Origin of the sequence: Undibacterium sp. 5I2 (assembly GCF_035019605.1) — a bacterium.
In the GTDB taxonomy this organism is placed as follows: Bacteria; Pseudomonadota; Gammaproteobacteria; order Burkholderiales; family Burkholderiaceae_D; genus Undibacterium.
The window spans coordinates 1-24,718 of record NZ_JASJVS010000054.1 but is presented as its reverse complement, the minus strand read 5'-3'; the positions used below and the strand labels follow the sequence as shown (position 1 = coordinate 24,718).

Sequence of the window (24,718 nt, the reverse complement as noted above, 5' to 3'; positions counted from 1 at the left end):
GACGAAGGTTAACAGCATGCCGTAACGTTTACAACCACTAAATAAAAATGCCGTTCAGTCTTAACTGAACGGCATTAAGCCCAAGGCTGCCGCTTTTTTCACAGCGTATGCTTTACGGCGTCGTCGCATCGCAATCGGTTTGCTTGGCCGTCATGCGGCAAGTGCGCAGCACTTTACCCTGCAGGTTCCAGGCCCGCACTTGCCAATGATCAACATAGCGTTCCATCGTCATGAAGCCGACTTCGTTAGAATTGCTGAAATGGGCAACTTTAGCGCCGGCAAACGGCGTGACATCGGCCGCCAGCGGTTGCGGTACTGGCGTATCGAGCGAAGAACCGCCATTGCCACTGACAAATTGGGTCGGATGGTCGGTGGCAAAAGTCAGGGCTTCGAACAAATGCACATGGCCGGCAATGGTGGCGTGAATATTGGCAGCAAACAAGCGTTGCGGATGAACTTCTTGCAACAGCGCCTGCAGTGCCGCATTGCCTGGTTTCACATCCAAACCGCCGCTGCGTTTCTTTTCTACCGCCAAGCCCAACACCGGATGATGCTCGATGAATAAATTGAAGTCAGCCGTGCCGGCTAAACGGTCGACGGTTTGAATTTGCTCGCGGTAAATCGGATAGGCTGGGTCGTCCAGCGCGAGGGCTTTGTTCGGCACCTTGGCGCTGTCGAACACGATGATTTGCGCCAACTCGCCACCGACGCGACCGAGTGGTACCGCATACGGGGCGCTGTAATCGCCGCGTAAATCATTGCTTTCAAGATTGCAATCACGGCCCGCTTGCAAGGGCCGCGGGTCGAGCAGGCGCCACCAGCCTTGGCCAGCACGCGCACACGATTCATGATTGCCACGCACCATCACCCATGGCGCGGTTTTGAGCAAGGCCGCGGCCGGATCGAAGAAATCGGCATGCCAAGTATCCCAGCCATAACCCCAAGGGCTGCCGGCACACTCAGGATGATCATCCGGGCAAGGATTTTCACGATAATGATAATCGCCGACGTGGACCACCAGATCGGGTTTGAACTGTGCAGCTTTAGCGATCATGGAACGGAACGCCCATTTTTCACTGTCATTACAAGGTTGATAGTAATTGTCGGCTGCCTTGAGACGGCAACCGCTGTCACCGATCACGACAATTTTTTCTATCGCGGCCGGCGGCAGAGCCAGCGTTTGTGAACCGATGCGCGCTTGTTTGGTGCCAGCCGCGATCACGGCTTCACAGGTCAGCACTGGAAACGCCGATGGTTTCGAGATCTCGCTCTTGCTGGCAGTTTTACGCTGCGCTTCGGTGGCAGCGGCGGCGCGTACTGTCATCGGCAGCACCACACCATCTTGCACCAAGGCAGGGCAGGAAGCAGCGCTGGTAATGGCACGGGCGATGGCTTGCCCGTTTTCACCGAGCACCACCCAACGCGCTTTGAGCTCGGCATCTTGGTCGGGCGCGCGTATGCCTGTACAGGCGCTCAACAGCAGTAAACTGCTCACAGACATGAGCACAGATAATTTCATCACGGGTGTCTCCTGATAAGGTCACAACAACAAATAGTCCGCCATACTAAGCGATGCAGATGACAACAGCATGATAGGACCCTGATCATACGCCCAGCGCCGCATAGGCATGACGTTTGAACTCGAAGGAAAACGGGTGCCAAAAACTCATCAAGCGCTGCGTCATCAAGATACCGGCAATATTGTGGCGCGGTGAAATCCACCAATGCGTTCCGGCAATACCACCCCATTCGAATTCACCGTGCGCCGTCGGCGGATCGATGCTCGATGGTGCCAGCGTGACGGCGCCGCCTAGCCCGAAGCCCTTGCCCGGTACCGCACCGATGCCGGGAAAACTCAATCCCATGCCAGCAGGCAAATGGTTCTCCATCATCAAGGCGATGGTTTGCGGCCGCAGCAAGGTCGTGCCACCTGGCATAAAACTGCGTAGCAGCGCCAGCATGTCGGGCAAACTGGAGACCAAGCCACCGCCACCGGAAAGGCGCGCCACCGGCATGGTGAAGGCCCCCGGATACGGCGAGCGTTCAAGCCGGCGCAAGCCGCGCGCGAGCACATTGCTGACATCGACACCGGCATAATAGGCAGTCAGGCGGTGCACTTGCTCGGGCGGCACATGAAAGCCACTGTCATGCATCTGCAAGGGTACAAAAATACGCCTGCCGATAAAGTCGTCGAAACGCTCGCCGCTGACAACTTCAACCACGCGCGCCAGGACATCACTGGCGATCGAGTATTCCCATGCTTGCCCGGGATGAAAACTCAGCGGCAGCGCGGCCAGCGCATCGACCATCTCGGCCAGACTGGTAAAGGCATTGAGCACCTTGGCCTCGTTGTAAGCGCGATACAGCAAGCTGCCGTGATCGAGTAAGCCGTAAGCGAGTCCGGAGGTGTGATTCAAACATTGCCGCAAGCTGATGGCGGAGCGCGCCGCTTCGGTCTGATCGAGCGACGTGGCGCCAGGCAAAAGCACGCGCCGCTGCGCCATCTGCGGCAGATACTGTTCCAGTCTGTCATCGAGCTGCAACTTGCCATCTTCCATCAGCAGCAAAATCGCTATCGAGGTAATCAGTTTGGTATTCGAAAACACCCGAAACAAATGATCCTCGCGCAAGGGAATCGCCTGTTCTTTATCGGCCCAGCCGCTGCAGTGCTGATACACCAAATCGCGCCCGACCAGTAAAGCACCGGAGACGCCGGCGAGGATGTCGCGGTCGACGTATTTTTGCATCGATGAATTTACTTCAGCGAAGTCGTAGCCCATTTCGTTTATGATCATTTGCTGGAAAAAAATGTCAGTACTGATAACAGTACTGTTTTATGTTTAAAAAATTTACCGTTACTGAAACTGCCGACTATGCCGACCTCCTCGCCACGTACATTGTTGACTTCACTCTATCATAGCGCCGTCGCCGCAGTCAGCGCTGAAAAATGCCTGCCGGCCTATTTGCCGGCACCGCCGGCACATGGTCGCACTATTGTAATCGGTGCCGGCAAAGCCGCGGCCGCCATGGCCTTAAGTGTTGAGCAACATTGGGATGCCCCCCTGTCGGGCTTGGTGGTCACCCGTTATGGCCACGGTGCACCATGCCGTCGCATCGAAGTAATCGAAGCGGCGCACCCGGTGCCAGATGAAGCCGGGCAACAAGCGGCCCTACGCATGCTCGCCATGGTAGACAATCTGACGGCCGATGACCTCGTGCTGTGTCTGATTTCGGGTGGGGGCTCGGCCTTGCTGGCCTTGCCGGCGGCCGGCATCACGCTGACACAAAAACAAGCGATCAATAAAGCATTGCTCAGAAGCGGTGCCGCCATCGGTGAAATGAATTGTGTTCGTAAGCATTTATCGGCTATCAAGGGTGGTCGGCTCGCGCTGGCCTGCGGCGCGGCGCGCGTGCTCACCTTGATGATTTCCGATGTGCCTGGCGACGACCCCGCCATCATCGCCAGCGGCCCGACCTTGGGCGACGACAGCACTTGCGCACAGGCTTTGGCGATCTTGGAAAAATATCAGATCGCCATCGAACCAGCCATCCGCGCGCATCTGAGCTCGGGACGCGGCGAAACGCCGTCTACTGACGATGTGCGTTTTGCCAATCACCAACATATCATCATCGCCACGGCCGACCAAGCACTTGCAGCGGCAGCGGCAACCGCACAGGCGGCCGGTATGACCGCCCATATTTTGTCGGATGGCATGGAAGGAGAAGCGCGCGACATCGGGCTCATGCATGCGGCGCTGGCACGCCGGGTGGCTTTGCAAGATCAACCGTTTACGCGTCCCTGCGTGTTGCTGTCAGGCGGAGAAACGACCGTGACCGTGCGTGGCAATGGCCGCGGTGGCCGCAACGCGGAGTTTTTACTCAGTTTGGCGCTCGCGCTCAAAGCCCATCCGAACATTTATGCCATCGCTTGTGACACCGATGGCATCGACGGTTCGGAAGATAATGCCGGTGCCATTTACAGCCCCGATTTCGAGCAGCGCGCCGCACTGCTGCAGTTGTCGCCGAAATTGATGTTGGAAAACAACGATGCCTACAGTTGCTTCGAGGCTTTAGGTGATTTATTGATCAGCGGCCCTACTCGCACTAACGTCAATGATTTCAGAGCAATTTTGATTTTGTGAATAGGCCACTGTGGCACTTATAATGTAGGCTCAATACCCAACATATGGGTTCGATGATGCTAATGGCATGCAATCTTCCTAAGCTGAATTGTCATTGCTGTTTTTTTGCGCAGCATGGTGGCCGCTGTGGGCTACTTGCTGCGCTCGGCCGCTCAAAGTTCCCCCTTGTGTTGATGCTTTACATCCTTGCTAAAAAAGGTATATGTGACTTCTTTTGTTTCACCCATTTTGCCGCGCTTAGAGCTGACAGGCATCTGTAAAAGCTATCCCGCCGTAATCGCGAATGATCATATCGATCTGCGTGTTGCTCCCGGTGAAATTCATGCGGTACTCGGTGAGAACGGTGCCGGCAAATCGACCTTGATGAAGATTATCTTCGGTGCCGTACAACCAGACGCCGGACGCATAGTATGGAACGGGAAGGAAGTAAAAATTGCCACGCCACAGCATGCGCGCGCACTCGGCATCGCCATGGTGTTCCAGCATTTCTCGCTGTTCGACACCTTGACCGTGACCGAAAACATTGCACTCGGTTTGGCACCCGGCATCAATATGAGCGAATTGGCCGAACAAATTCGCCTCACCGGTGCCACCTACGGCTTGGAGCTCGAACCACAGCGCCATGTTCACACGCTTTCGGTAGGCGAACGGCAGCGCGTGGAAATCGTGCGTGCCTTGCTCACGCGACCACAATTACTGATCCTCGATGAACCGACTTCAGTGCTCACGCCGCAAGCGGTACAAAAGCTCTTCGTGACCTTGCGACAAATCGCCGCCGAAGGCTGCAGCATCTTGTACATCAGCCATAAACTTGATGAAATTCGTGAACTCTGCCATTCCGCAACAGTCATGCGTATGGGCAAAGTGACCGCACATTGCGACCCCGCGGCAGAAACTGCCGCCAGCCTGTCGCGTCTGATGATAGGTGAGAGTTTGCCGCTGCCAGCCGCGCCAAGCGCGGTGACGCCGGGTGCCGTGCGCTTGCAACTGAGCCAATTGACGCTGCCGAAAGCCCATGCATTTGCCACCGCACTGGCATCGATAGAACTAGCCTTACGTGCCGGAGAAATCGTCGGCATCGCCGGGGTTTCCGGCAATGGCCAACAAGAATTGCTGGCCGCCTTGTCCGGCGAAGACCGGCGTTGCGCACCAGCCACGATCCGTTTGCACGAGCAAGCAGTCGGCCAGCTCGGCCCGCATGCACGCCGCGCGCTCGGTCAAAGTCTGGTGCCGGAAGAGCGGCTGGGACGCGGTGCGGTACCGGAATTGAGTCTGACCGAGAATATGCTGCTGTCGCAGCAGCAAGCACCGTTCGTGCGCCGCGGCATGATCAATTTCCCCCACACCATCAAAGCTGCGGCCGATATCATCCAACGTTTTCGCGTCAAGGCATCGGGGCCGGCGGCACCGGCGCGCAGCTTGTCGGGCGGAAATTTACAAAAATTCATTGTCGGCCGTGAAATCATGCGTGCCCCCAGCGTATTCATCGTCGCTCAACCGACTTGGGGTGTCGACGTCGGTGCGGCGGCCCAGATACATGCCGAAATTCGGCAACTGCGCTTGGCTGGTTGCGCAATTCTGGTGATTTCCGAAGAACTCGATGAATTATTTGAATTATGCGACCGCCTGCATGTGATCGCCAAAGGACGGCTCTCGCCTTCAATCAACACAGCGGCTGCCAGCCGCGAACAAATAGGATTATGGATGAGTGGATTATGGCATGACGATGGCAGCACCCTTGCTGCGGAGGTAGCCCATGCTTAAGCTGGAATTACGCGCGAGCTCCTCGCGCACGATGGCCTACGCCTCACCGGTGCTGGCCTTAATCCTGACGATATTGTTCGGCGGCTTGGTGTTTCTGGCGCTGGGTAAGAATCCGCTGGTCGGACTGCAAGTATTCTTGCTTGAACCGCTGCGCAATACCACCGCGATTGCCGAACTCTTGCTCAAAGCCACACCGCTGGTGCTGTGCGCGCTCGGTCTGTCGGTCTGTTACCGCGCCAATGTGTGGAATATCGGTGCCGAAGGACAACTCGTGATCGGTGGTTTGGCCGCCGGGGCTTGTATCGTTGCCTTCGACCATGACAACCCTGTCTTAGCCGGCGGCTTGGTACTGCTGCTCGCTTGCATCGCCGGCATCGTCGGTGGTGCTGCTTGGGCTGCGATCACGGCGTTTTTGCGTGACCGTTTTCATGCCAATGAAATTCTGGTGTCACTGATGCTGACCTATATCGCTCAATTGTTGCTGATGTATGCAGTCAACGGGCCCTTGAAAGACCCGAACGGCATGAATTTCCCACAATCGAAAGTGTTTTCCAGCGAATACTTGCTGCCGCATTTATTTTCCGGCACGCGCTTGCATATCGGCTTTGTCGTCATGCTCGTCGCCACCTTACTGATGACGGTGTTCATCTACCGCAGCTTTGCCGGCTTTCGCCTCACCGTCGGCGGTATGGCACCGTTGGCGGCGCGCTATGCCGGTTTTTCCAGCCGCAAAGCACTCTGGACTTCCCTGCTCATTTCCGGCGGCTTTGCCGGTTTGGCCGGGGCCTTCGAGGTGGCAGGTCCAATCGGCCAAGTTTTGCCCTCGATTTCACCCGGTTACGGCTTTGCCGCCATCATCGTCGCCTTCATCGGCCGCCTCAACCCTATCGGCACGCTGTTCGGCGGGCTGGTTTTGTCGCTGTTTTATCTCGGTGGTGAGCTGGCGCAATCGCGGCTAGGCTTACCATCGGCGATCACCGGTCTGTTTCAAGGCATGCTGCTGTTTCTGCTGCTCGCTTGCGACACCTTGATCAATTACCGCCTGCGCTGGAAGAACTGAGTATGGAAAATTTTGCTGCCCTCATCGCCGCCTCGATCAATTCCGGCACCCCCTTACTGATCGCCGCGTTGGGCTTACTGATCAATGAACGTGCAGGCGTGCTCAATCTTGGTGCCGAAGGCATGATGCTGGTGGCCGCCATCGTCGGCTTCGCCGTGGCCCATCAAAGCCATGTGCCGGCACTCGGCTTTCTGGCCGGTGCCGTATCCGGCATGCTGATGGCCAGCCTGTTCGCCTGGCTGACCCTGGTACTGGCCACCAATCAAGTCGCCACCGGACTGGCCCTGTCCATCTTCGGTGCCGGTCTGTCGGCCTTCATCGGCCAAGCCTTCGTCGGGCAATCCTTGCCGGCAGGAAAGCATGGCATTCCCTATCTGCAAGACTTGCCCTTCTTCGGTAAAGCCCTGTTTGACCAGCATAGCGCCGTCTATTTCAGCCTGCTACTGTGCGCCGGCATCGCCTGGTTTTTATACCGCAGCCGCGCCGGGCTGGTCTTGCGGGCGATCGGTGAATCGCCCGAATCGGCTCATGCACTCGGCTATCCGGTGCGCAAGATCCGCTATGCCGCCCTGCTCTTCAGTGGTGCGTGCTGCGGCATCGCCGGTGCTTATCTGTCCATCGTCTACACGCCGATGTGGGTGGAAGGCTTGGTAGCTGGCCGCGGTTGGATCGCGTTGGCACTGACCACCTTTGCCACATGGCGCCCGGCACGCGTCTTGCTGGGTGCTTTACTGTTCGGCAGCGTCACGATCTTGCAGTTTTATTTCCAAGCCATCGGTATTGCGATTCCATCGCAAATTTTGTCGATGTTGCCGTATCTGGCCACCATCGTCGTGCTGGTGCTGATTTCACGCAATCCGGATTGGATACGCCTGAACATGCCGGCGTCGCTGGGCAAGCCCTTCCGTCCTTAAGGATACATGCCGGCCCGCTGTTTTTGAAATTTGTTCGTTCACAAAAGGAAGCTGATTATGAAAATTTCCCGTCGAAAAACCCTGGTAGCAGCGCTCTCGCTGGCCCTGCTCAGTCTTGCCGCTTGCGGTAAAAAAGAAGAAGCCAAACCGGACAGCGCGGCCCCTGCCGCCGCTGCCAGCACGGCAACCGCTACGGTCGAGCCGCTCAAAGTCGGTTTCATCTATGTCGGCCCAGTTGGCGACGCCGGTTGGACTTATGCCCATGATGCAGCACGTAAATTGGTGGAAGCCAAATTTGGTGATAAAGTCAAAACCACCTTTGTTGAAAATGTCCCGGAAAGCGCCGCCGATGCCGAACGCGTAATTCGTGATCTGGCTACGCAAGGTAACAAAGTCATCTTCGGTACTACCTTTGGCTATATGGAAGCGATGCTGAAAGTAGCGAAAGATTTCCCTGACGTAAAATTCGAACATGCAACCGGCTACAAAACCGCTGCCAATCTGGCCCAATACGATGTACGCACCTATGAAGGCGCGTATCTGGCTGGTGTCGCCGCCGGCAAATTGAGCAAATCAGGCAAGCTCGGCATCGTCGCTTCGGTACCGATTCCTGAAGTACTGCGCAATATCAACTCGTTTGAACTCGGCGCACGCAGCGTCAATCCGAAAGCCACTACTAAAGTCGTCTGGGTAAATAAATGGTTCGATCCGGGCAAAGAACGTGAAGCTGCCATCACCTTGGTCGGCCAAGGTGTCGACGTGCTGATGCAAAATACCGACTCCGCCGCCGTGGTGCAAACTGCCGAAGAAAAAGGCGTGATGGCCTTCGGTTGGGACAGCGACATGAGCAAGTTCGGTCCGAAAGCCCATGTGGCGGCCTCGACCATCGATTGGAGCGGTTACTATATTTCGCGTATCGATGCCGCGATGGCTGGCACTTGGAAATCGGAATCGACTTGGTGGGGTTTGAAGGAAAACATGATCGACCTGAAAGCCTTCAACGGCTCGCTGTCGGAAGAAGTGAAAAAGCTCATCGCCGACAAACGCCAAGGCGTGATTGATGGTACGGCACCAATCTGGAAAGGTCCGATCAAAGACAATACCGGTAAAGAAGTGCTGGGCAAAGACGTGGTGGCCGACGACAAGTTCTTACATGAAATTAAATTCTACGTCGAAGGTGTGGAAGGCAAAGTACCGGGCTAATTTCTCGGTCAGCAAAAAACGCCCGGCACCGTCCGGGCGTTTTTTTTGCCGTTTCAGTGGCAGACGATGGCCGCCGCCTCGGCAATGATGCGACGCAGCCACTGCACATCGGCCGCCGCATGCACCCGTTCATGCCAGAGCATGAAGAATTTCATTTTCGGCATGGCTATCGGCATCGCCAACACCTCGATGGGATTATCGCGCGCACATTGCATGGCAAAGCTGCGGCTGGTGGTAAACACCAGATCGGTCTTAGCCAAAATGTGCGCCAGCATGCCGAAATACGGTATCGTCATTTGTATCCGTCGTTTCAAACCCTGCTCAGCCAAGGCGCTGTCGATGATGCTGCGATGACCGGCCATGTAGGGCGTCGGTGCCAAATGCGCCATCTCGAGATAGTATTTGAGCGACAAACCCTTGCTGAGCACCGGATGACGGCGATTGACCATACACACGATGTCATCTTCAAATAATTGTGCGATATGCAAATGCTGTGGCAAATCAGGCCAGTTCCCGATCACGCAGTCGAGTTCCCCCGATTCCAGCGCCGCGGCATAATCAAAGCCGGCATTCAAGGCATGCACGACCAAGCCGGCTTGCGGCGCTTGTTCGCGCACTTTTTCCACCACCAAGGGCAGTAGCAAGGCACTCAGATAATCGGGCGCGCCGAGATGAAATACCCGCTGTGTGCTGGCCGCGACAAATTCCGGTGCCGGACTGGCGATGCGCTCCAACAATTGCAGCGCCTGGCGCGCCAAGCCCAGCAATTCTTCGCCGCGCGCGGTCGGCGTCATGCCATTTTTTCCGCGTACCAATATCGCGTCGCCGGTGATCTCACGCAAGCGCTTGAGCATATTACTGATGGAGGGCTGCGACTGACCCAATTTCATGGCCGTGCGCGTCACGCTGCGTTCGCTCAGCAAGGTATGCAAGACGCGCAGCAAATTGGTATCGAGCTGATCGAGCAGCCGAGTACTCATGTCACTGCCATGGCCGCGACGGCAGTATCGCAAACCAGGTCACCGTCGACAAACACTTTCAAATCGCCGGCAGAAAATTGCGTCCATTGTTCATCGATGGTCAAGGCCTGCGTCACGATCACGGCCACCTTGTCATTCGGCGTCGTGACTTGGGCGAAATCGACCAGCACTTGTTCATCCGACAAATTGGCGGTGCTAAACGGATGCTGACGAATGATGTAAAACAATTTGGTCGAACAATGAGCAAACATCGCATTGCCGTTCGAAAGCATCATGTTGAAGGTACCGTAGGCGGCAATTTCGCCGGTAATGCGACGCAAAAAATCAGTTTGCGCTGCCAGATCAGGCAATTGATCGCCGAATTGCGCGCGCATTTGCTGCAAAATATAGCAAAAAGCCCGTTCACTGTCAGTACTGCCAACCGGATGAAAACTGCCATCCAAAACCGGATGAAAATCTTTCAAGTCACCGTTATGGGCAAACACCCAGTAGCGGCCCCAGCATTCGCGCACAAACGGATGGCAATTTTCCAGCACCACCTCGCCTTGGGTCGCTTTGCGTATATGCGCGATCACATTTTTCGACTCGATCGGGTAACGCTTGATCAATTCAGCCACAGGCGAACTGATCGCCGGCCGATGATCGACGAAATGGCGCACGCCACTGCCTTCGAAAAAGGCGATACCCCAACCGTCTTTGTGTTCATCCGTCAAGCCACCACGGGTAGCGAAGCCGGTGAAACTGAACACAATGTCCGTTGGGGTATTACAATTCATTGCGAGTAATTGACACATGATGCGAATGGATGAAATCGATCAACTACCTTACCATAGGAAGAAGGGATTTTGCTCGTTTGTTTGAGGCATCCCAACACCGCGCGCAGATCCCCTAAAAAAAAACCAGAAGACGGCCGGAATTGAGCAACTCTCGGCTGAATAAACAATTCTTCCGCCCATCAAGTCCGGCAGCTTCTGGTCTGGCACGGTCGTCAGCGAATGTCGGTGACAACCGTGTCGTAAGCCTTGCCAGCAATGAGCACGTTCTTCAGAGTGATGCCGTTCACGTTGTAGGCATAGATAGGGCCGGGAACGGTGGCACTGGCAGGCCCGGCGGCAGTCGGTGTACCAAAATTACAGTTGGAAATGGTCACACCGCTGATTGGGTAAACCGTCGGTACCGGCAGTGCGCCGTTGTAGTCAAACGCCACGGGACCTTGCGCGACGATCGCCTGGAAGCAGGATCCCGTCAAGCTACCCGAGGTAATGTTGCCAACGATCACATTTGAAATGTTGATGTTCTGCACTAACGGCGCGCGTGTTCTGATGGCGTCCTTGGACGGCTGGTAATCGCAATCGAAAGTAATGATGCCACCCTGCGAAGCGGAGGGATTGGATGCCGCCGCGGTAGCCACGCCTAAAGGAGCGCTCAATGAGATCGGGCTGCCAGGCAGCATGGCGGTGCCATAGCCCGCCCCCTTCAGATTCACGCCGTTGGGCAGCGAGACATTGTCGACATAGAAATTCTTGACGTAGCCGCCGCGATTCATGTTGGTTTTGATGCGTATGGCGATGTTCAAGGAGTCAGTCTTGTAGTTGACGTTTTGCATCGTCAGGTTGCGGGCGTAGATATTCTGAATCCCGGCACCCATTTCGCTGCCCAGCGTAATTCCACCGTGGCCGCTGTTCATCGTGCAATTCTGGATCACATGGTCTTGGGCCGGGCCATATTGCGTATCGAGATTCTTGCCGGACTTGATTGCGATGCAATCGTCACCGGTATTGAAGGTCATTCCTTCGCACAACACCGTCGTACACGCTTCCGGGTCGAAACCGTCGTTGTTCGGGCCGATGCTGTCGACCAGAACGTTACGAATCACCACATTCGTGCAGTGAACCGGGTGCATTTGCCAGAACGGCGTATTGTTGGTCTGGTAGTTTTCCATCAGGACGTTGGTGCAGTCGATGAATTCGACCATACACGGACGCAGGTAATGACCCAAGCCAAAAATGCGCTGGCTCACTGGTACGCCGGCTTCTGACAGCGCCGGCAGATAATTCTGATCCTGCTGCCATGGGGTGATGGGGTTGGTCAGCAGCGCGTACAGAGCGGCATCGATGCTCGGCTTGACGATCTTCAAATCAAGATTGAGCGCGTTATTGGTCGCGCAGGAAGGCGTAGTCCCCGCGGCATTGACACCATACGAGCTCTTGTTTCCTTTGTACGTCCACCAGCAGGTGGCGGTATCGCCGCTGCCGGCGAACGGCTTCATCGACTGCGCATTAAGGATCGATGTCTGCGGGCTTTCGCCCGTGAGCGCGATGTTGGTCTGGTTGATCGCGTAGATCGGCGAGCCGAAGTTGATGCAACTGTCGGACTGCCACCGGCTGGTATAGAGCTTGCCGTTGACACCACAGTCAATCGGGCCATCCTTGGCATAGTCTGCTGGATTGTTGCTGAAATAAATCGTGCAGTTGGCACTCAAGTGGAAGTTGACGTTACTTTGCAATACGATCGGTCCGGCACAATACCAGTCGCCGGAGGGTACCACGACCCGTCCGCCGCCGGCCTTATTGCAAGCATCGATGGCGGCGAGAAACGCTGGTCGCGAGTCGAAGGAACCCAGCGCCGGCGTTTTGTCGGCGTTGGTGCTCAACGCCGATGTTGAATAGGGGTTAGCCTGAGCCACGACGGCGCACACTGCGGCACCATAGGCCGTTACCTGATAGTCGGCGGCCCTGAACCCAGCCTGTGAGACGCCCTTCAATGCGGTGACGATCTTATCTACCGCACCGAAAGGTCCCCAGATGGGGTCGGCGCTCACCACGCTGCTGTCGCTACTGTCGCTGCTGCCCCCGCAAGCACTCAAGCCGCCAAACATGGCCAAGCCCAAGGACGAACCGGCGACGCCAAGGAACTGCCGACGCTTAGGCAAAGCTAGTGCGCGCTCTTGTTGCTGCAGCTGGCTGGCTGAAAGTTGGTGCTTAAATGGCGCTTTGCTCATCTTGTGTTCTCCTGTATTTTTTTAAGGGTAATCAGTGCATTGACTCGTCGGGTGGCTTTGGTTTAACCATCTGTCCGGCGCGGGCCAGGGAAACGCGGATTGAATCCGTATCGCCCTGGCGTCACTAATTTTTTTTGAAAACTGCGATGTATCGACACATCGTAGTTAACAGTTATCATACAACATAATGTGAAAAGTGGTGAATTAATCCCATACCTGAACAGATCGATGAATATGCGCAGCTTCTCAGCTTCTCGGGCGAGGATGAGATAGCACCAGACGATACTGTTAGTTTTTTTACTTGAATCTATTCGTATGCCCGCAACAAAAATCCTCGTTGACAAGCAAAATCACCTGAAGATATCAGACAAGCTATCATACCCTTGCCTGCTACAAAAAACCGTGCTGGTCCGCCCCAAATGCGTCCGGCGAACCAAGGCAAGCAATGCTATTTCGGGCTGAAAGTGCACATTGGTTTGGACTCGGCCGATGCTGGCAACTTGCTTCCAGCTGCGCAAGTGTAAGCCTTAAGTCCTCGGCAAACAAATCGAGCGATGCTCATTTGGCGTGGCGAATTCAACGGCGCTTTGCACGTGGTCTTAACGTGTTTCAAGGCGATCAAATGAGGTTCGCGTGCCAAGTACTGCGATTTGTCGGTTTCCTCCCAACTTTTGCTTATTGAACAATGATTCAGAGCACCGGCAAATCTGCCTCCCTGTGCTACGATATCAGTACGGTGTAACACATGAAAGCGAAGACCATGAGCGAAGCAACTTTCACCTTCCGGGTCGATGAGGACCTGAAAGATCAATTCAGCACGGCCGCAAAGAATCGTGACCGCACTGCTGCCCAGCTACTGCGCGACTTCATGCGCGACTTCGTCAAGCAGCAGAAAGCAGCCGAACATGACATCTGGTTTCGCCATCAAGTGCAAATCGGTTTGGACTCAGCCAATGCTGGCAACTTGCTTCCAGCGGCTGAAGTCGAAGCCAAGTTCGCGGCTAAACGGGCAGCTACGCGCCGCCGGCTGGAAACCATCGTCAAATGATGAAACTGTTTTGGACGCGCGAGGCGACCCAAGACCGCGAAGACATCTATGATTACATTGAGGCCGACAATCCGGCCGCCGCCTTGGCCCTCGATGAACTGTTTACAGAAAAAGCTGGCCGTTTGGTGAATCATCCAAGCTTGGGTCGGCTTGGCCGTGTAGCGGGTACCCGCTAACTGGTAGTTCATAAAAATTACATACTTATTTACGATAACGCCGGCGATCTGGTGCGAGTGCTGCGCGTGTTGCATGTTGCCAGACAATGGCCGTCAAGTTCATATTAAGTCAGTTCGGGGCGAAGGCCATACGGTCCAGCGCGATTCATATCTCCAGCACGCTGCGCTGCTCTGCTTTGGCAGAGCTGTTATTTTCCAATACAAAACCGCGAAAATATAACGCCCAGCAAATCATCGGAACTGAATTCCCCGGTAATACTATTGAGCCGGTCTTGCGTAAGCCTTAATTCCTCGGCAAACAAATCGAGCGATTGATCATTTTGCGCGGCGAATTCAGCGGCGCTTTGTAAATGTTCGTGCGCGTGTTTCAAGGCGATCAGATGACGTTCGCGTGCCAAGTACAGCGATTCACCGGTTTGCTCCCAACCTGCAATGCGCAGCAATTCGGCGCGTAGCAAATCGATACCCAGATGTTCTTGCGCCGATAAATAAATATGCGTGGCGTCGCTCATCTGGTCGACCGCGCTATGGTGACCGGACAAATCGATCTTGTTCCAAATGCGGATTACCGGCACGCCTTCGGGAAAACGCGCGACGATGGCTTCGTCGGCCCGGGTGGGGCCACGGCCGGCATCGAGCAAATGTAAGATCACATCGGCTTTGTCGACTTCGGCCCAGGTGCGTTCGATACCGATGCGCTCGACCGTATCGATATGGTTGACGATGCCGCCCTGCTGCTCGAAATCGTCATCGTCGTCGTGGCGGATGCCGGCGGTATCGATGATGTTGAGCGGGATGCCTTCGATATGGATGGTTTCGGTCACCTTGTCGCGTGTGGTGCCGGCGATCGGTGTAACGATGGCGATGTCATCGCCGGCCAAAGCATTGAGCAAAGAGGATTTACCGACATTCGGCTGGCCGGCCAACACCACATTGAGACCGGCGCGCAGCAAAGCGCCTTGGGCCGCTTGCTCAAACACTTTTTGCAGTGCCAGCTGGATCTGACTGAGCTGGGCGCGCGCGTTCGATTTTTCGAGGAAATCGATTTCCTCTTCAGGAAAATCGAGCGTCGCTTCGACCAGCATACGCAAATGCACCACTTGCTCGACCAAGGTATTGATCACCTTGGAAAACGCCCCCGACAGGGATTGCGAAGCCGATTTTGCCGCCGCTTCGGTTGAGGCTTCGATCAAGTCGGCGACCGCTTCGGCCTGCGCCAAATCGAGTTTATCGTTAAGAAACGCGCGTTCCGTGAATTCACCGGGCGCGGCCAGACGCAGCCCGATCGCTTGACCGGCTTCGAGACAGCGCGTCAGCAGCATCTGCATCACCACCGGGCCGCCATGACCTTGCAGCTCCAAAACATCTTCGCCGGTGTAAGAATGCGGTCCGGCGAAAAACAGAGCAAGACCTTGATCGATGATGCTGCCGTCGGCCTGCGTGAATGGCAGATAGCTGGCATGGCGCGGCTTGAGTGTCTGCGCACCGAACAAGGTAGTCAGCAAGGGGCCCAGCTGTTTGCCGGAAATGCGTACCACCCCGATGCCGCCGCGTCCGGGGGCGGTGGCGATGGCGACGATGGGCAGGGTATCGTGAATCATAGTGGCGCTTTCATGTTGGCGCTTTCATCTTGAAATGATAGCTGTGTACTGACTGTGTAGTGGCAGAATTATGCTGCTTGCCGTATTAAAAATACCACATAAAAAAAGCCCGCGAAGCGGGCTTTTTTTGCGGCTAAAGCGCTTAAGCCTTGGCTTTGTGCTCAGGCGGAATCAACTTATTGTTGATGACCCATTGCTGGGCAATCGACAAAATATTATTGACGACCCAGTACAGCACCAAACCGGATGGGAAGAAGAAGAACATCACTGAAAACGCCAGTGGCATGAACATCATCATCTTGGCTTGCATAGGATCAGCCGGTGCCGGATTAAGCTTGGTAGTGATGAACATCGAGATGGCATAAATCACCGGCAAGATGAACAGCGGATCAGGCGAAGTCAGATCAGTGATCCAACCCATCCACGGCGCGCCGCGCATTTCCACACTGGCTTGCAGCACCCAGTACAGCGAGAGGAAAATCGGCATTTGAATCAGGATAGGGAAGCAGCCGCCGAGTGGATTGATCTTCTCGGTTTTATACAATTCCATCATCGCTTGATTCATTTTTTGCGGATCGTTTTTGAAACGCTCGCGCACGGCCTGCATTTTCGGCGTGACTACTTTCATCTTGGCCATACTGCGATAACCGGCCGCCGACAAAGGAAACAGCGCCAATTTGATCGCAATGGTAAAGACCACGATGGTCCAGCCCCAGTTACCGATCAAACCGTGAATCATGTCCATGAGCCAGAACAGCGGTTTAGCGATAATGGCCAAAATACCGTAATCCTTGACCAATTCCAAACCTGGCGCGATTTTTTCCAACAAGACAGTCGATTGCGGACCCGAATACAAGGTCGCCAACGAGTCTTTGCTGGTGCCCGGAGCGATGCTGCCAAGTTGCAGCAAGGTGCTGACCGAGAAAATATTATCGCGCACTTTTTCGGTACGGAATTCACGCGCGCCTTTGTCTTGCGGGATCAAGGCCGAGACAAAGAAATGCTGAATCACTGCGACCCAACCGTTATCGGCATTTTTGGCATGGCTGTTATTACTGCTGCCCGGGGTTTCCTGCTCGGCTTTGTGAATTTTTTCAAAGTCGAGTTTTTGGAATTTTTCTGCATCGGTATACACGGCCGGGGCATAAAACTCGCTCGGGCCGGTAAACATCGAGCCACCCTCAGGCTTGGTGCCGTCGTGTATCAACTGCAGATACAACAAAGGAGAAATCGCCGCGCCAGTGTGGTTAGTGACCGTATGCTTGATGCCAACGGCGTAATCACCCTTCTTGAACGTGAAAGTTTTGGTCAGTTGTACGCCGCCTTGTTCCGACACCAGCACCAGTTGTACGCTGTCATCACCATCGAGGCTGCGCTTGCCCGCTTGGGCAACGAACAGCGACTTGTGGTTAGGATAAGCCGGGTTGGCCAAACCAGTCTGCGCCAGATAAGTACGTTGGGCAGTTTCATCGAAGAGCACCACATTCCGGTCGCTGGCGGTTTTTGCACGCAAGCCTACTGCTTCGAGGAAAGGATCGTAAAAATGCTCAGGCTTAGGATGGTCTTTATATTTCAACAATTCCAAACGCCGTACTTCGCCGCCGCGCGTATCAATATCGACCTTGATGACATCCGTGGTGATAGTAATGCGTTCGCTGCTGGCAGCCGTGGCGGTGTCACCGCCCGGCACAGACGCGACGGCCGCGGTACCGGCTGGCGATACAGCTGGCGTGCCAGTGGCAGGCGCTGCGGTTTTAGCTTGCTGACTTGCAGTTTGTGGGAAAAACATCGAAGACTTGCCGTTATGGCGCATCCAGTTATCCCAAAGCAGCAAGAGCGACATGGCGAAGATAACCCACAGGACGGTACGTTTGATATCCATTTTGTATGTCAGGAAAGGTGTGAAGAATGACCGGTGTGACCACGATATTCGTGCTTGCACTGGTCGGAAGTGGGGACGATCGCTGATTTTTCATCAGCCGGTGGCACCATATCAATGCCGCCCGGATGCCAAGGATGACATTTACATAAGCGTTTGCCGGCTAAATACGTACCCTTGGCGGCCCCGTGCACGCTGATGGCCGCGGCCGCATACTCAGAACAGCTGGGATAAAAACGGCAGTTCTGCCCAAGCATAGGACTGATGGCAAGCTTGTAAAACCTTAGCAACAGTAGTAGCAGGCCACGCATCTCAGGGTACCCGCTGGCAAGCCGGCGTGTCGAACAGACGCAGTATCTCGGTCCGTAAGGCACGTTTAAGGCTGGCATTCGTAGCCGGCCCCGCTTTGGTATTAACCGGACGCGATAACCTGACGATGCAGTCAACATTTTTCAATCCCATGCAACGAAAAATCTCACGCGTCACACGCTTGATGGTATTGCGCGTCACGGCCCGCGGCGCAAAGCGCTTGGCTGCAACTACCCCCAACCGTGCATGCGGCAGTTCGTTGATACGGGCATACAGCGCAAAATGCGGCGTTTTGTGCACCGGGCGCAAACGAAAAACGGATGAAAATTCATCCGTTTTAACGATGCGTCGAGCACGGGCAAAATCTGCACCGCCTGCATCTGCCTGAGCTGTGTCAGTTAAATTATTGATCATACGCATACAGCCAAAGCTGTTGCAGACCAAAATTTAAAATCAAGCTGCCAGGCGTTTACGGCCTTTGGCACGGCGAGCGTTGAGCACAGCGCGGCCACCGCGGGTTGCCATACGTGCACGGAAACCGTGGGTACGCTTACGGCGAACGACGGAAGGTTGGTAAGTACGTTTCATGTTGGTCTCGCTATTTGAGCAATAAAAAAAATCGGAATTACGGGTAAAGGCTTGCGCCAAGGAACTGTCACACTGAACTTATTACTGTCTGCGCAACAATTCTTTCATTTACAACAGGCTTTTCACCTTTACTGCCCCAAAACCGCTGCTCATCGCTTGCTGCCTTGCTTACCTCGCTTAAAGAGCCGAAACCACTTGAATTTTCATCCAAGTATCAACGCTTCAAACAACACAAATAAGACACCATCCAATAAAATAGGGTAGGGAACCCTGAATTAGACACCATTCTTACCTAGGCTGTCAATCACTTAGGGGAAAAATTAGCCAAATACCGAATTCGCAGCCTGGCTGAAGGCAAACAATAAATTTAATTCCAAGGCTGTGGATAACTATTGCAGTCGCGGTTAAAATAGAGGATTAGCGCGGTACCGCGTACTAAGGTTTAAAGCAAATTTTAAACCGTCGTCGATTCGTCTTTACTTGTGCACAGACACAATAGCAAGCTTGGCAGCAATACACGATTGCGCTGGCCGGAATCCGTACCAAGCGCCGAACAATGCGGCGTCGCGCGTTTGCATTTAATAATTTAAAGTCATACATGGAAAATTTCTGGCAAGCCTGTTCGTCCCAACTTGAGCAAGAGCTTCCACCGCAACAATACAGCGCATGGATCAAGTCGCTCGTACCGCTGGACTTCACTGAAGGCAAGCTGCGCATCGCTGCGCCGAATCGTTTCAAGCTCGATTGGGTGAAAGCCCAGTTTGCCAATCGCATTTCCGAATTGGCCAACCAGTATTGGGATGAAGATGTCGAAGTACTGTTCGTACTCGATCCGCGCGACAATAAAAAACCTGCCCCGGCCAGCGTCCCGGCCAGTCCACGCCGGCTCGATGGCGAAGCCGGCCCGGCCCTTGGTCAGGTCGAAATCATGCATGAAGCGGCCGCACCGGAAGCCGCGCCGCGGCGCGATTTAAGCCGCATCAATGTCGAACTGACGTTCGACAGCTTCGTCACGGGTAAAGCCAATCAATTGGCTCGCGCGGCGGCGATTCAAGTCGCCAATAACCCGGGCGTGTCATATAACCCGCTGTTTTTGTACGGCGGCGTCGGCTTGGGCAAGACGCATTTGATCCATGCGATCGGCAATCAAATCTTGGTCGATAATCCCAATGCTAAGATCCGCTACATCCACGCCGAACAATATGTGCGCGATGTGGTGACGGCGTATCAACGTAAGGGCTTCGATGAATTCAAGCGTTATTACCACTCGCTTGATCTCTTGCTGATCGATGATATCCAATTTTTTGGTGGTAAAAGCCGCACGCAAGAAGAGTTTTTCTATGCATTTGAAGCGCTGATCGCCGCCAAAAAACAAATCATCATCACCAGCGATACCTACCCGAAAGAAATTACGGGCATGGATGACCGCTTGATTTCGCGTTTTGATTCCGGCTTAACGGTGGCCATCGAACCACCGGAACTGGAAATGCGGGTAGCGATTCTGCTCAAGAAAGCCACTTCCGAAGGCGTACACTTTTCCGACGATGTGGCGTTTTTCGTGGCCAAGCATCTGCGCTCGAACGTGCGCGAGCTCGAAGGCGCGTTGCGTAAAATTCTCGCGTACTCGCGTTTTCACGGCAAAGAAATTACCATCGATGTGGTCAAGGAAGCTTTGAAAGATTTATTGTCGGTACAAAACCGCCAAATTTCAGTCGAGAATATCCAAAAAACCGTAGCCGACTTTTTCAATATCAAAGTCGCCGACATGTATTCGAAAAAACGTCCGGCCAATATCGCCAGACCGCGCCAGATCGCCATGTATCTGGCCAAAGAACTGACGCAGAAGAGCTTGCCGGAAATCGGTGAACTGTTCGGCGGCCGCGATCACACCACGGTCTTGCATGCGGTCCGCAAGATCACGGCAGACCGCGGCAAAAACCCGGAATGCAACCATGAGCTGCACGTGTTGGAGCAGACCCTCAAAGGTTGAGGCTTTATTGTTGTAAGCCGTGCATCGCAAGGTGCGCGGCAGCAGTTGTGGCAGAGAGTAGCAGTAAGGGGCGATCCGCCCGCCATCAGGTTCACTTATCAACATCAGCGAGGATAGTCAAATGCAATTGGTTAAAACCCACCGGGACACGCTGCTCCGGCCTTTGCAAATTGTGAGTGGTATTGTCGAGCGTCGGCACACATTGCCGATTTTGGCCAATATCCTCATACGCAAAGACGGTGAACAAGTGTCCTTCCTGTCGACCGACATCGAAGTACAGATCACCACCAAGGCTGCCATCGGTTCGGGCGGCGAAGTCGTCGCCACCACGGTCGCGGCACGCAAGCTGCTCGATATTTTACGCGCTCTGCCAGATGACAACGATGTCGTGCTCAAGCTCGACAACAAACGCATGAGCGTGCAGTCGGGTAAATCACGCTTCTCGCTGCAAACGCTGGCCGCCGAAGAATTTCCTACCGTCGCCGAAGCCGAGCATTTCAATGCCAGCGTCAATCTGCCGCAAAAAACTCTCAAGCACCTGTTTAACATGGTGCATTTCTCGATGGCCCAGCAAGACATCCGTTATTACCTCAACGGTTTGCTGCTGGTAGTCGACGGCCGAAACATCATCGCTGTCGCCACCGACGGCCATCGCCTGGCTTATTGCCAAGTCGAAGTCGAGCAAGAATTCCCACGCCACGAAGTAATCATCCCGCGCAAAACCATCATCGAGCTGCAACGTCTGCTCGAAGACAAAGACGAGCCGGTACAAATCGACATCGCCAACAATCAGGTGAAACTGACGTTTGCCGACATCGAACTGATTTCCAAACTGGTAGAAGGCAAGTTCCCCGATTTCAACCGCGTCATCCCCAAGGGTTACAAAAACGGTTTCACGCTGGGCCGCGAACAATTGCTGCGCTCCTTGCAACGCGCCGCCATCATGACCTCGGACAAGTTCAAGGGTGTACGCTGCGTGATCACCCCGGGCAGCATGCAAATTCTCTCGACCAATGCCGACCAAGAAGAAGCACTGGAAGAAATTGAAATCGATTACGGTGGCGACAATGTCGACATCGGCTTTAACGTCAGCTATTTGCTCGACGTATTGAACAACCTGAAATGCGAGCAGGTCACGATTTCGTTGGGCGACTCGAATTCCTCGGCGCTGATCACGATTCCTGAAAATGCCGACTTTAAATACGTCGTCATGCCGATGCGAATCTAGTCGCCGCGCTCGCTTACCGCGCCGATTCTGTACCCTGGAATCGGCACGGGCAGCCGGACCAAGGCCCCCTGCCTGGCTCCGCGCGGCCCGACCGAACGCCCATCGGCGTTTGGTGATACCACCCCTGAATACGCAGTAAATATCATAGAAGGTAGCCATGTCCGATCACACCCAAGACAATACGCAGGCCCAAGCCGCCAGTTCGAATCAGTACGGCGCATCCTCGATCCAGATTCTGGAAGGTTTGGAAGCGGTGCGCAAGCGCCCCGGCATGTACATTGGCGACACATCGGACGGCACCGGTCTGCACCATCTGGTTTTTGAAGTACTCGATAACTCCATCGATGAATCCTTAGCCGGACACTGTACCGAAATCAATGTCGCCATTCATAGCGACAATTCGATCTCCATCACCGATAACGGTCGCGGCATTCCGACCGGCATCAAATGGGATGACAAACACGAACCGAAACGCAGCGCCGCCGAAATCGTCATGACCGAACTGCATGCCGGCGGCAAGTTCGATCAAAATTCTTACAAAGTCTCGGGCGGTTTACATGGCGTCGGCGTTTCCTGCGTCAATGGCCTCTCAAAACTGCTGAAACTGACGGTACGTCGCGACGGCAAAGTCCACACCATGGAATTCGTGCGCGGCGTGCCGCAGGATCGTGTAATCGAAACCGTCGACGGCATTCTGTGCTCGCCGATCAAAGTCATCGGTGACACCGACAAGCGTGGCACCGAAGTGCATTTCTGGGCCGATGAAGAAATTTTCACGCACGTCGAATTTCATTATGAAATTTTGGCCAAGCGCATCCGCGAATTATCTTTCCTCAACAATGGCGTGCGCATCAAGCTGACTGACCACCGCAGCGGCAAAGAAGAAATGTTCGCCTTCGAAGGCGGCACGCGTGGCTTCGTCGAATACATCAACAAAGCCAAAACCGTGCTGCATCCGACGATTTTTCAAGCCACTGGCGAGCGCATGTCGGACCAAGGCACGAATATCAGTGTCGATGTGTCGATGCAATGGAACGATGCGTATAACGAGCAAGTGCTGTGCTTTACCAATAATATTCCGCAACGCGACGGCGGCAGCCATTTGACCGGCTTGCGCGCAGCGATGACACGCGTCATCAACAAATACATAGAAGAACACGAATACGCCAAAAAAGCCAAGGTCGAAGTGACTGGCGACGATATGCGCGAAGGCTTGACCTGCGTGCTGTCGGTAAAAGTACCGGAACCGAAATTCAGTTCGCAAACCAAAGACAAGCTGGTGTCGTCGGAAGTGCGCGGCCCGGTGGAAGAAATCGTCGCCAAAACCCTGACCGACTTCCTCGCTGAAAGACCAAACGACGCCAAAATTATTTGCGGCAAAATCGTTGAAGCCTCACGCGCACGCGAAGCCGCCCGCAAGGCGCGCGAACTGACGCGCCGCAAAGGCGTCATGGATGGCCTGGGCTTGTCCTCAAAACTGGCTGATTGCCAGGAAAAAGATCCGGCCCTGTGCGAACTCTACATCGTCGAAGGGGATTCCGCGGGCGGCTCGGCCAAGCAAGGCCGTGACCGTAAGTTCCAAGCGATTTTGCCATTGCGCGGTAAAGTGCTCAATGTCGAAAAAGCGCGCTTTGAAAAAATGCTCTCGAGCGAACAGATCACCACCCTCATCGCCACGCTCGGCACCAGCATCGGCCCAGACGAATTCAATGCCGACAAACTGCGCTACCACCGCATCATCATCATGACCGATGCCGACGTCGATGGTGCCCACATCCGTACCCTGCTGCTGACCCTGTTCTATCGTCAAATGCCACAACTGGTTGAGCGCGGCCACATCTACATCGCCCAGCCACCGCTGTACAAAGTCAAAGCCGGCCGCGATGAACGCTACCTCAAAGACGATGCCGAAGAAGCCAGCTACATGATGACCGTGGCACTCACCGGTGCCGCCCTGATTCCCGCCACCGGTGCCGACCCGATCAACGGCGAAGCGCTGGCCGAACTGGTTCGTCAATACAACCTCGCCAACGCCATCATGACGCGTTTGACACGCATGATCGATCGCGCCGCCCTCACTGCCATCATGACCGGTGTCACGCTCAAGCTCGACACGCCGGAAGATGCCGAACAATCGGCCCAGGCACTGACGGCCACCATCAACGACGCCGCCGTCAAAGCCATCGTCTGCAGCGATGAATTGACCGGCAAGCTGAGCTTACGCATCGAGCGTCTGCATCACGGTAACATCAAGGTCACCAGCATCGAAGCCGATTTTGTCGAAGCCACCGATTATAAAGTGCTGGCCAATGCCGCCGCGACCTTCAAGGGCTTACTCGGCGCCGGCGCGTTCATGCGCCGTGGTGAAGGCGAACGGATGAAAGAAATCGCCGTGCAAGACTTCCACCACGCCATGCTGTGGTTACGCGACGAGGCCGAACGCGGCGTCTCGAAACAGCGCTACAAAGGTTTGGGCGAAATGAACCCGATGCAATTATGGGAAACCACCATGGACCCAACCGTGCGCCGCTTGCTGAAGGTACAGATCGAAGACGCCATCGCGGCGGATCAGATTTTCACCACCTTGATGGGTGACGATGTCGAACCGCGCCGTGCCTTCATTGAATCGAATGCGTTGCGGGCGGGGAATATTGATGTGTGATGGGCTTGCTGTAGGTTCGCAAAGCAGATGAAAAAATTCTCCTCTGAGTAAAGAAATCTTCTTCCGAAAATAACTGAAAATACCGCCGTGGATGGCTAATGCCGTTCAGTTAAGACTGAACGGCATTTTTATTTAGTGGTTGTAAACGTTACGGCATGCTGTTAACCTTCGTC

Annotated in this window: 20 protein-coding genes; 10 read left to right on the top strand and 10 right to left on the bottom strand. The window is 54.7% G+C overall.

The features are described from left to right. Positions 1–112: 112 nt before the first annotated feature. Both QN359_RS16035 and QN359_RS16030 read right to left on the bottom strand, forming a co-directional pair. Positions 113–1,519 carry a metallophosphoesterase gene (locus tag QN359_RS16035; protein WP_322251045.1) on the bottom strand — a complete coding sequence of 469 codons (1,407 nt, stop codon included), beginning with the start codon at positions 1,517–1,519 and terminating at the stop codon, positions 113–115. 85 nt (positions 1,520–1,604) lie between these two features. Beyond that, on the bottom strand, positions 1,605–2,747 hold the full coding sequence (locus QN359_RS16030) for a serine hydrolase domain-containing protein (protein ID WP_323493338.1): 1,143 nt from the start codon (positions 2,745–2,747) through the stop codon (positions 1,605–1,607). Between the two features lie 126 nt (positions 2,748–2,873). Between QN359_RS16030 and QN359_RS16025 the strand changes: the two genes are divergently transcribed. The 5 genes from QN359_RS16025 (at position 2,874) to QN359_RS16005 (ending at position 9,083) form a co-directional block, all read left to right on the top strand. Then, positions 2,874–4,142: a glycerate kinase gene (locus QN359_RS16025; RefSeq protein ID WP_322250153.1), complete on the top strand. Its 1,269-nt coding sequence runs from the start codon at positions 2,874–2,876 to the stop codon at positions 4,140–4,142. 228 nt (positions 4,143–4,370) lie between these two features. Continuing rightward, a complete protein-coding gene (locus tag QN359_RS16020) occupies positions 4,371–5,906 on the top strand; it encodes an ABC transporter ATP-binding protein (RefSeq protein ID WP_322250154.1) in 1,536 nt (511 codons plus the stop codon). Beyond that, positions 5,899–6,966 (top strand): ABC transporter permease, encoded by a 1,068-nt coding sequence (locus tag QN359_RS16015; protein WP_322250155.1) that lies wholly within the window; start codon positions 5,899–5,901, stop codon positions 6,964–6,966. Before QN359_RS16020 ends, QN359_RS16015 begins: the two co-directional genes overlap by 8 nt. Before the next feature lie 2 nt (positions 6,967–6,968). Then, positions 6,969–7,880 (top strand): ABC transporter permease, encoded by a 912-nt coding sequence (locus tag QN359_RS16010; RefSeq protein WP_322250156.1) that lies wholly within the window; start codon positions 6,969–6,971, stop codon positions 7,878–7,880. Between the two features lie 57 nt (positions 7,881–7,937). Beyond that, positions 7,938–9,083 carry a BMP family ABC transporter substrate-binding protein gene (locus QN359_RS16005; RefSeq protein WP_322250157.1) on the top strand — a complete coding sequence of 382 codons (1,146 nt, stop codon included), beginning with the start codon at positions 7,938–7,940 and terminating at the stop codon, positions 9,081–9,083. A 53-nt stretch (positions 9,084–9,136) separates the two neighbouring features. Here QN359_RS16005 and QN359_RS16000 read toward each other — a convergent pair whose 3' ends face one another. From QN359_RS16000 to QN359_RS15990, 3 genes are all read right to left on the bottom strand, one after another. Beyond that, a complete protein-coding gene (locus QN359_RS16000; protein WP_322250158.1) occupies positions 9,137–10,063 on the bottom strand; it encodes a LysR family transcriptional regulator in 927 nt (308 codons plus the stop codon). Continuing rightward, positions 10,060–10,857 carry a class II glutamine amidotransferase gene (locus tag QN359_RS15995; protein ID WP_322250159.1) on the bottom strand — a complete coding sequence of 266 codons (798 nt, stop codon included), beginning with the start codon at positions 10,855–10,857 and terminating at the stop codon, positions 10,060–10,062. The genes QN359_RS16000 and QN359_RS15995 overlap by 4 nt, the downstream gene beginning before the upstream one ends. 194 nt (positions 10,858–11,051) lie before the next feature. After that, complete coding sequence (locus QN359_RS15990; protein ID WP_322250160.1) at positions 11,052–13,064, bottom strand: glycoside hydrolase family 28 protein; 2,013 nt, start codon at positions 13,062–13,064, stop codon at positions 11,052–11,054. A 760-nt stretch (positions 13,065–13,824) separates the two neighbouring features. On the opposite strand from QN359_RS15990, the gene QN359_RS15985 reads away from it, so the two are divergent. After that, positions 13,825–14,112 carry a hypothetical protein gene (locus QN359_RS15985; protein WP_322250161.1) on the top strand — a complete coding sequence of 96 codons (288 nt, stop codon included), beginning with the start codon at positions 13,825–13,827 and terminating at the stop codon, positions 14,110–14,112. Continuing rightward, positions 14,109–14,288 (top strand): type II toxin-antitoxin system RelE/ParE family toxin, encoded by a 180-nt coding sequence (locus QN359_RS15980; RefSeq protein ID WP_322250162.1) that lies wholly within the window; start codon positions 14,109–14,111, stop codon positions 14,286–14,288. The genes QN359_RS15985 and QN359_RS15980 overlap by 4 nt, the downstream gene beginning before the upstream one ends. Positions 14,289–14,476: 188 nt before the next feature. On the opposite strand, the gene mnmE is transcribed toward QN359_RS15980, so the two are convergent. The 5 genes from mnmE to rpmH form a co-directional block, all read right to left on the bottom strand. Continuing rightward, positions 14,477–15,889: a tRNA uridine-5-carboxymethylaminomethyl(34) synthesis GTPase MnmE gene (mnmE, locus tag QN359_RS15975; RefSeq protein ID WP_322250163.1), complete on the bottom strand. Its 1,413-nt coding sequence runs from the start codon at positions 15,887–15,889 to the stop codon at positions 14,477–14,479. Between the two features lie 142 nt (positions 15,890–16,031). Further along, positions 16,032–17,771, bottom strand: a complete 1,740-nt coding sequence (yidC, locus tag QN359_RS15970) for a membrane protein insertase YidC (RefSeq protein WP_322250164.1) — start codon at positions 17,769–17,771, stop codon at positions 16,032–16,034. Positions 17,772–17,779: 8 nt separating this feature from the next. After that, a complete protein-coding gene (gene yidD, locus QN359_RS15965) occupies positions 17,780–18,079 on the bottom strand; it encodes a membrane protein insertion efficiency factor YidD (protein ID WP_322250165.1) in 300 nt (99 codons plus the stop codon). A gap of 1 nt (position 18,080) precedes the next feature. Next, positions 18,081–18,491 (bottom strand): ribonuclease P protein component, encoded by a 411-nt coding sequence (rnpA, locus tag QN359_RS15960; RefSeq protein WP_322250166.1) that lies wholly within the window; start codon positions 18,489–18,491, stop codon positions 18,081–18,083. Positions 18,492–18,530: 39 nt separating this feature from the next. Continuing rightward, positions 18,531–18,665 carry a 50S ribosomal protein L34 gene (gene rpmH / locus QN359_RS15955; RefSeq protein WP_061535510.1) on the bottom strand — a complete coding sequence of 45 codons (135 nt, stop codon included), beginning with the start codon at positions 18,663–18,665 and terminating at the stop codon, positions 18,531–18,533. Positions 18,666–19,263: 598 nt separating this feature from the next. Here rpmH and dnaA point away from each other — a divergent pair. The 3 genes from dnaA (at position 19,264) to gyrB (ending at position 24,545) form a co-directional block, all read left to right on the top strand. Next, positions 19,264–20,655, top strand: a complete 1,392-nt coding sequence (gene dnaA, locus QN359_RS15950) for a chromosomal replication initiator protein DnaA (protein WP_322250167.1) — start codon at positions 19,264–19,266, stop codon at positions 20,653–20,655. A 121-nt stretch (positions 20,656–20,776) separates the two neighbouring features. After that, positions 20,777–21,883 (top strand): DNA polymerase III subunit beta, encoded by a 1,107-nt coding sequence (dnaN, locus tag QN359_RS15945; RefSeq protein ID WP_322250168.1) that lies wholly within the window; start codon positions 20,777–20,779, stop codon positions 21,881–21,883. Positions 21,884–22,040: 157 nt separating this feature from the next. Further along, a complete protein-coding gene (gyrB, locus tag QN359_RS15940) occupies positions 22,041–24,545 on the top strand; it encodes a DNA topoisomerase (ATP-hydrolyzing) subunit B (RefSeq protein ID WP_322250169.1) in 2,505 nt (834 codons plus the stop codon). Positions 24,546–24,718: the final 173 nt, after the last annotated feature.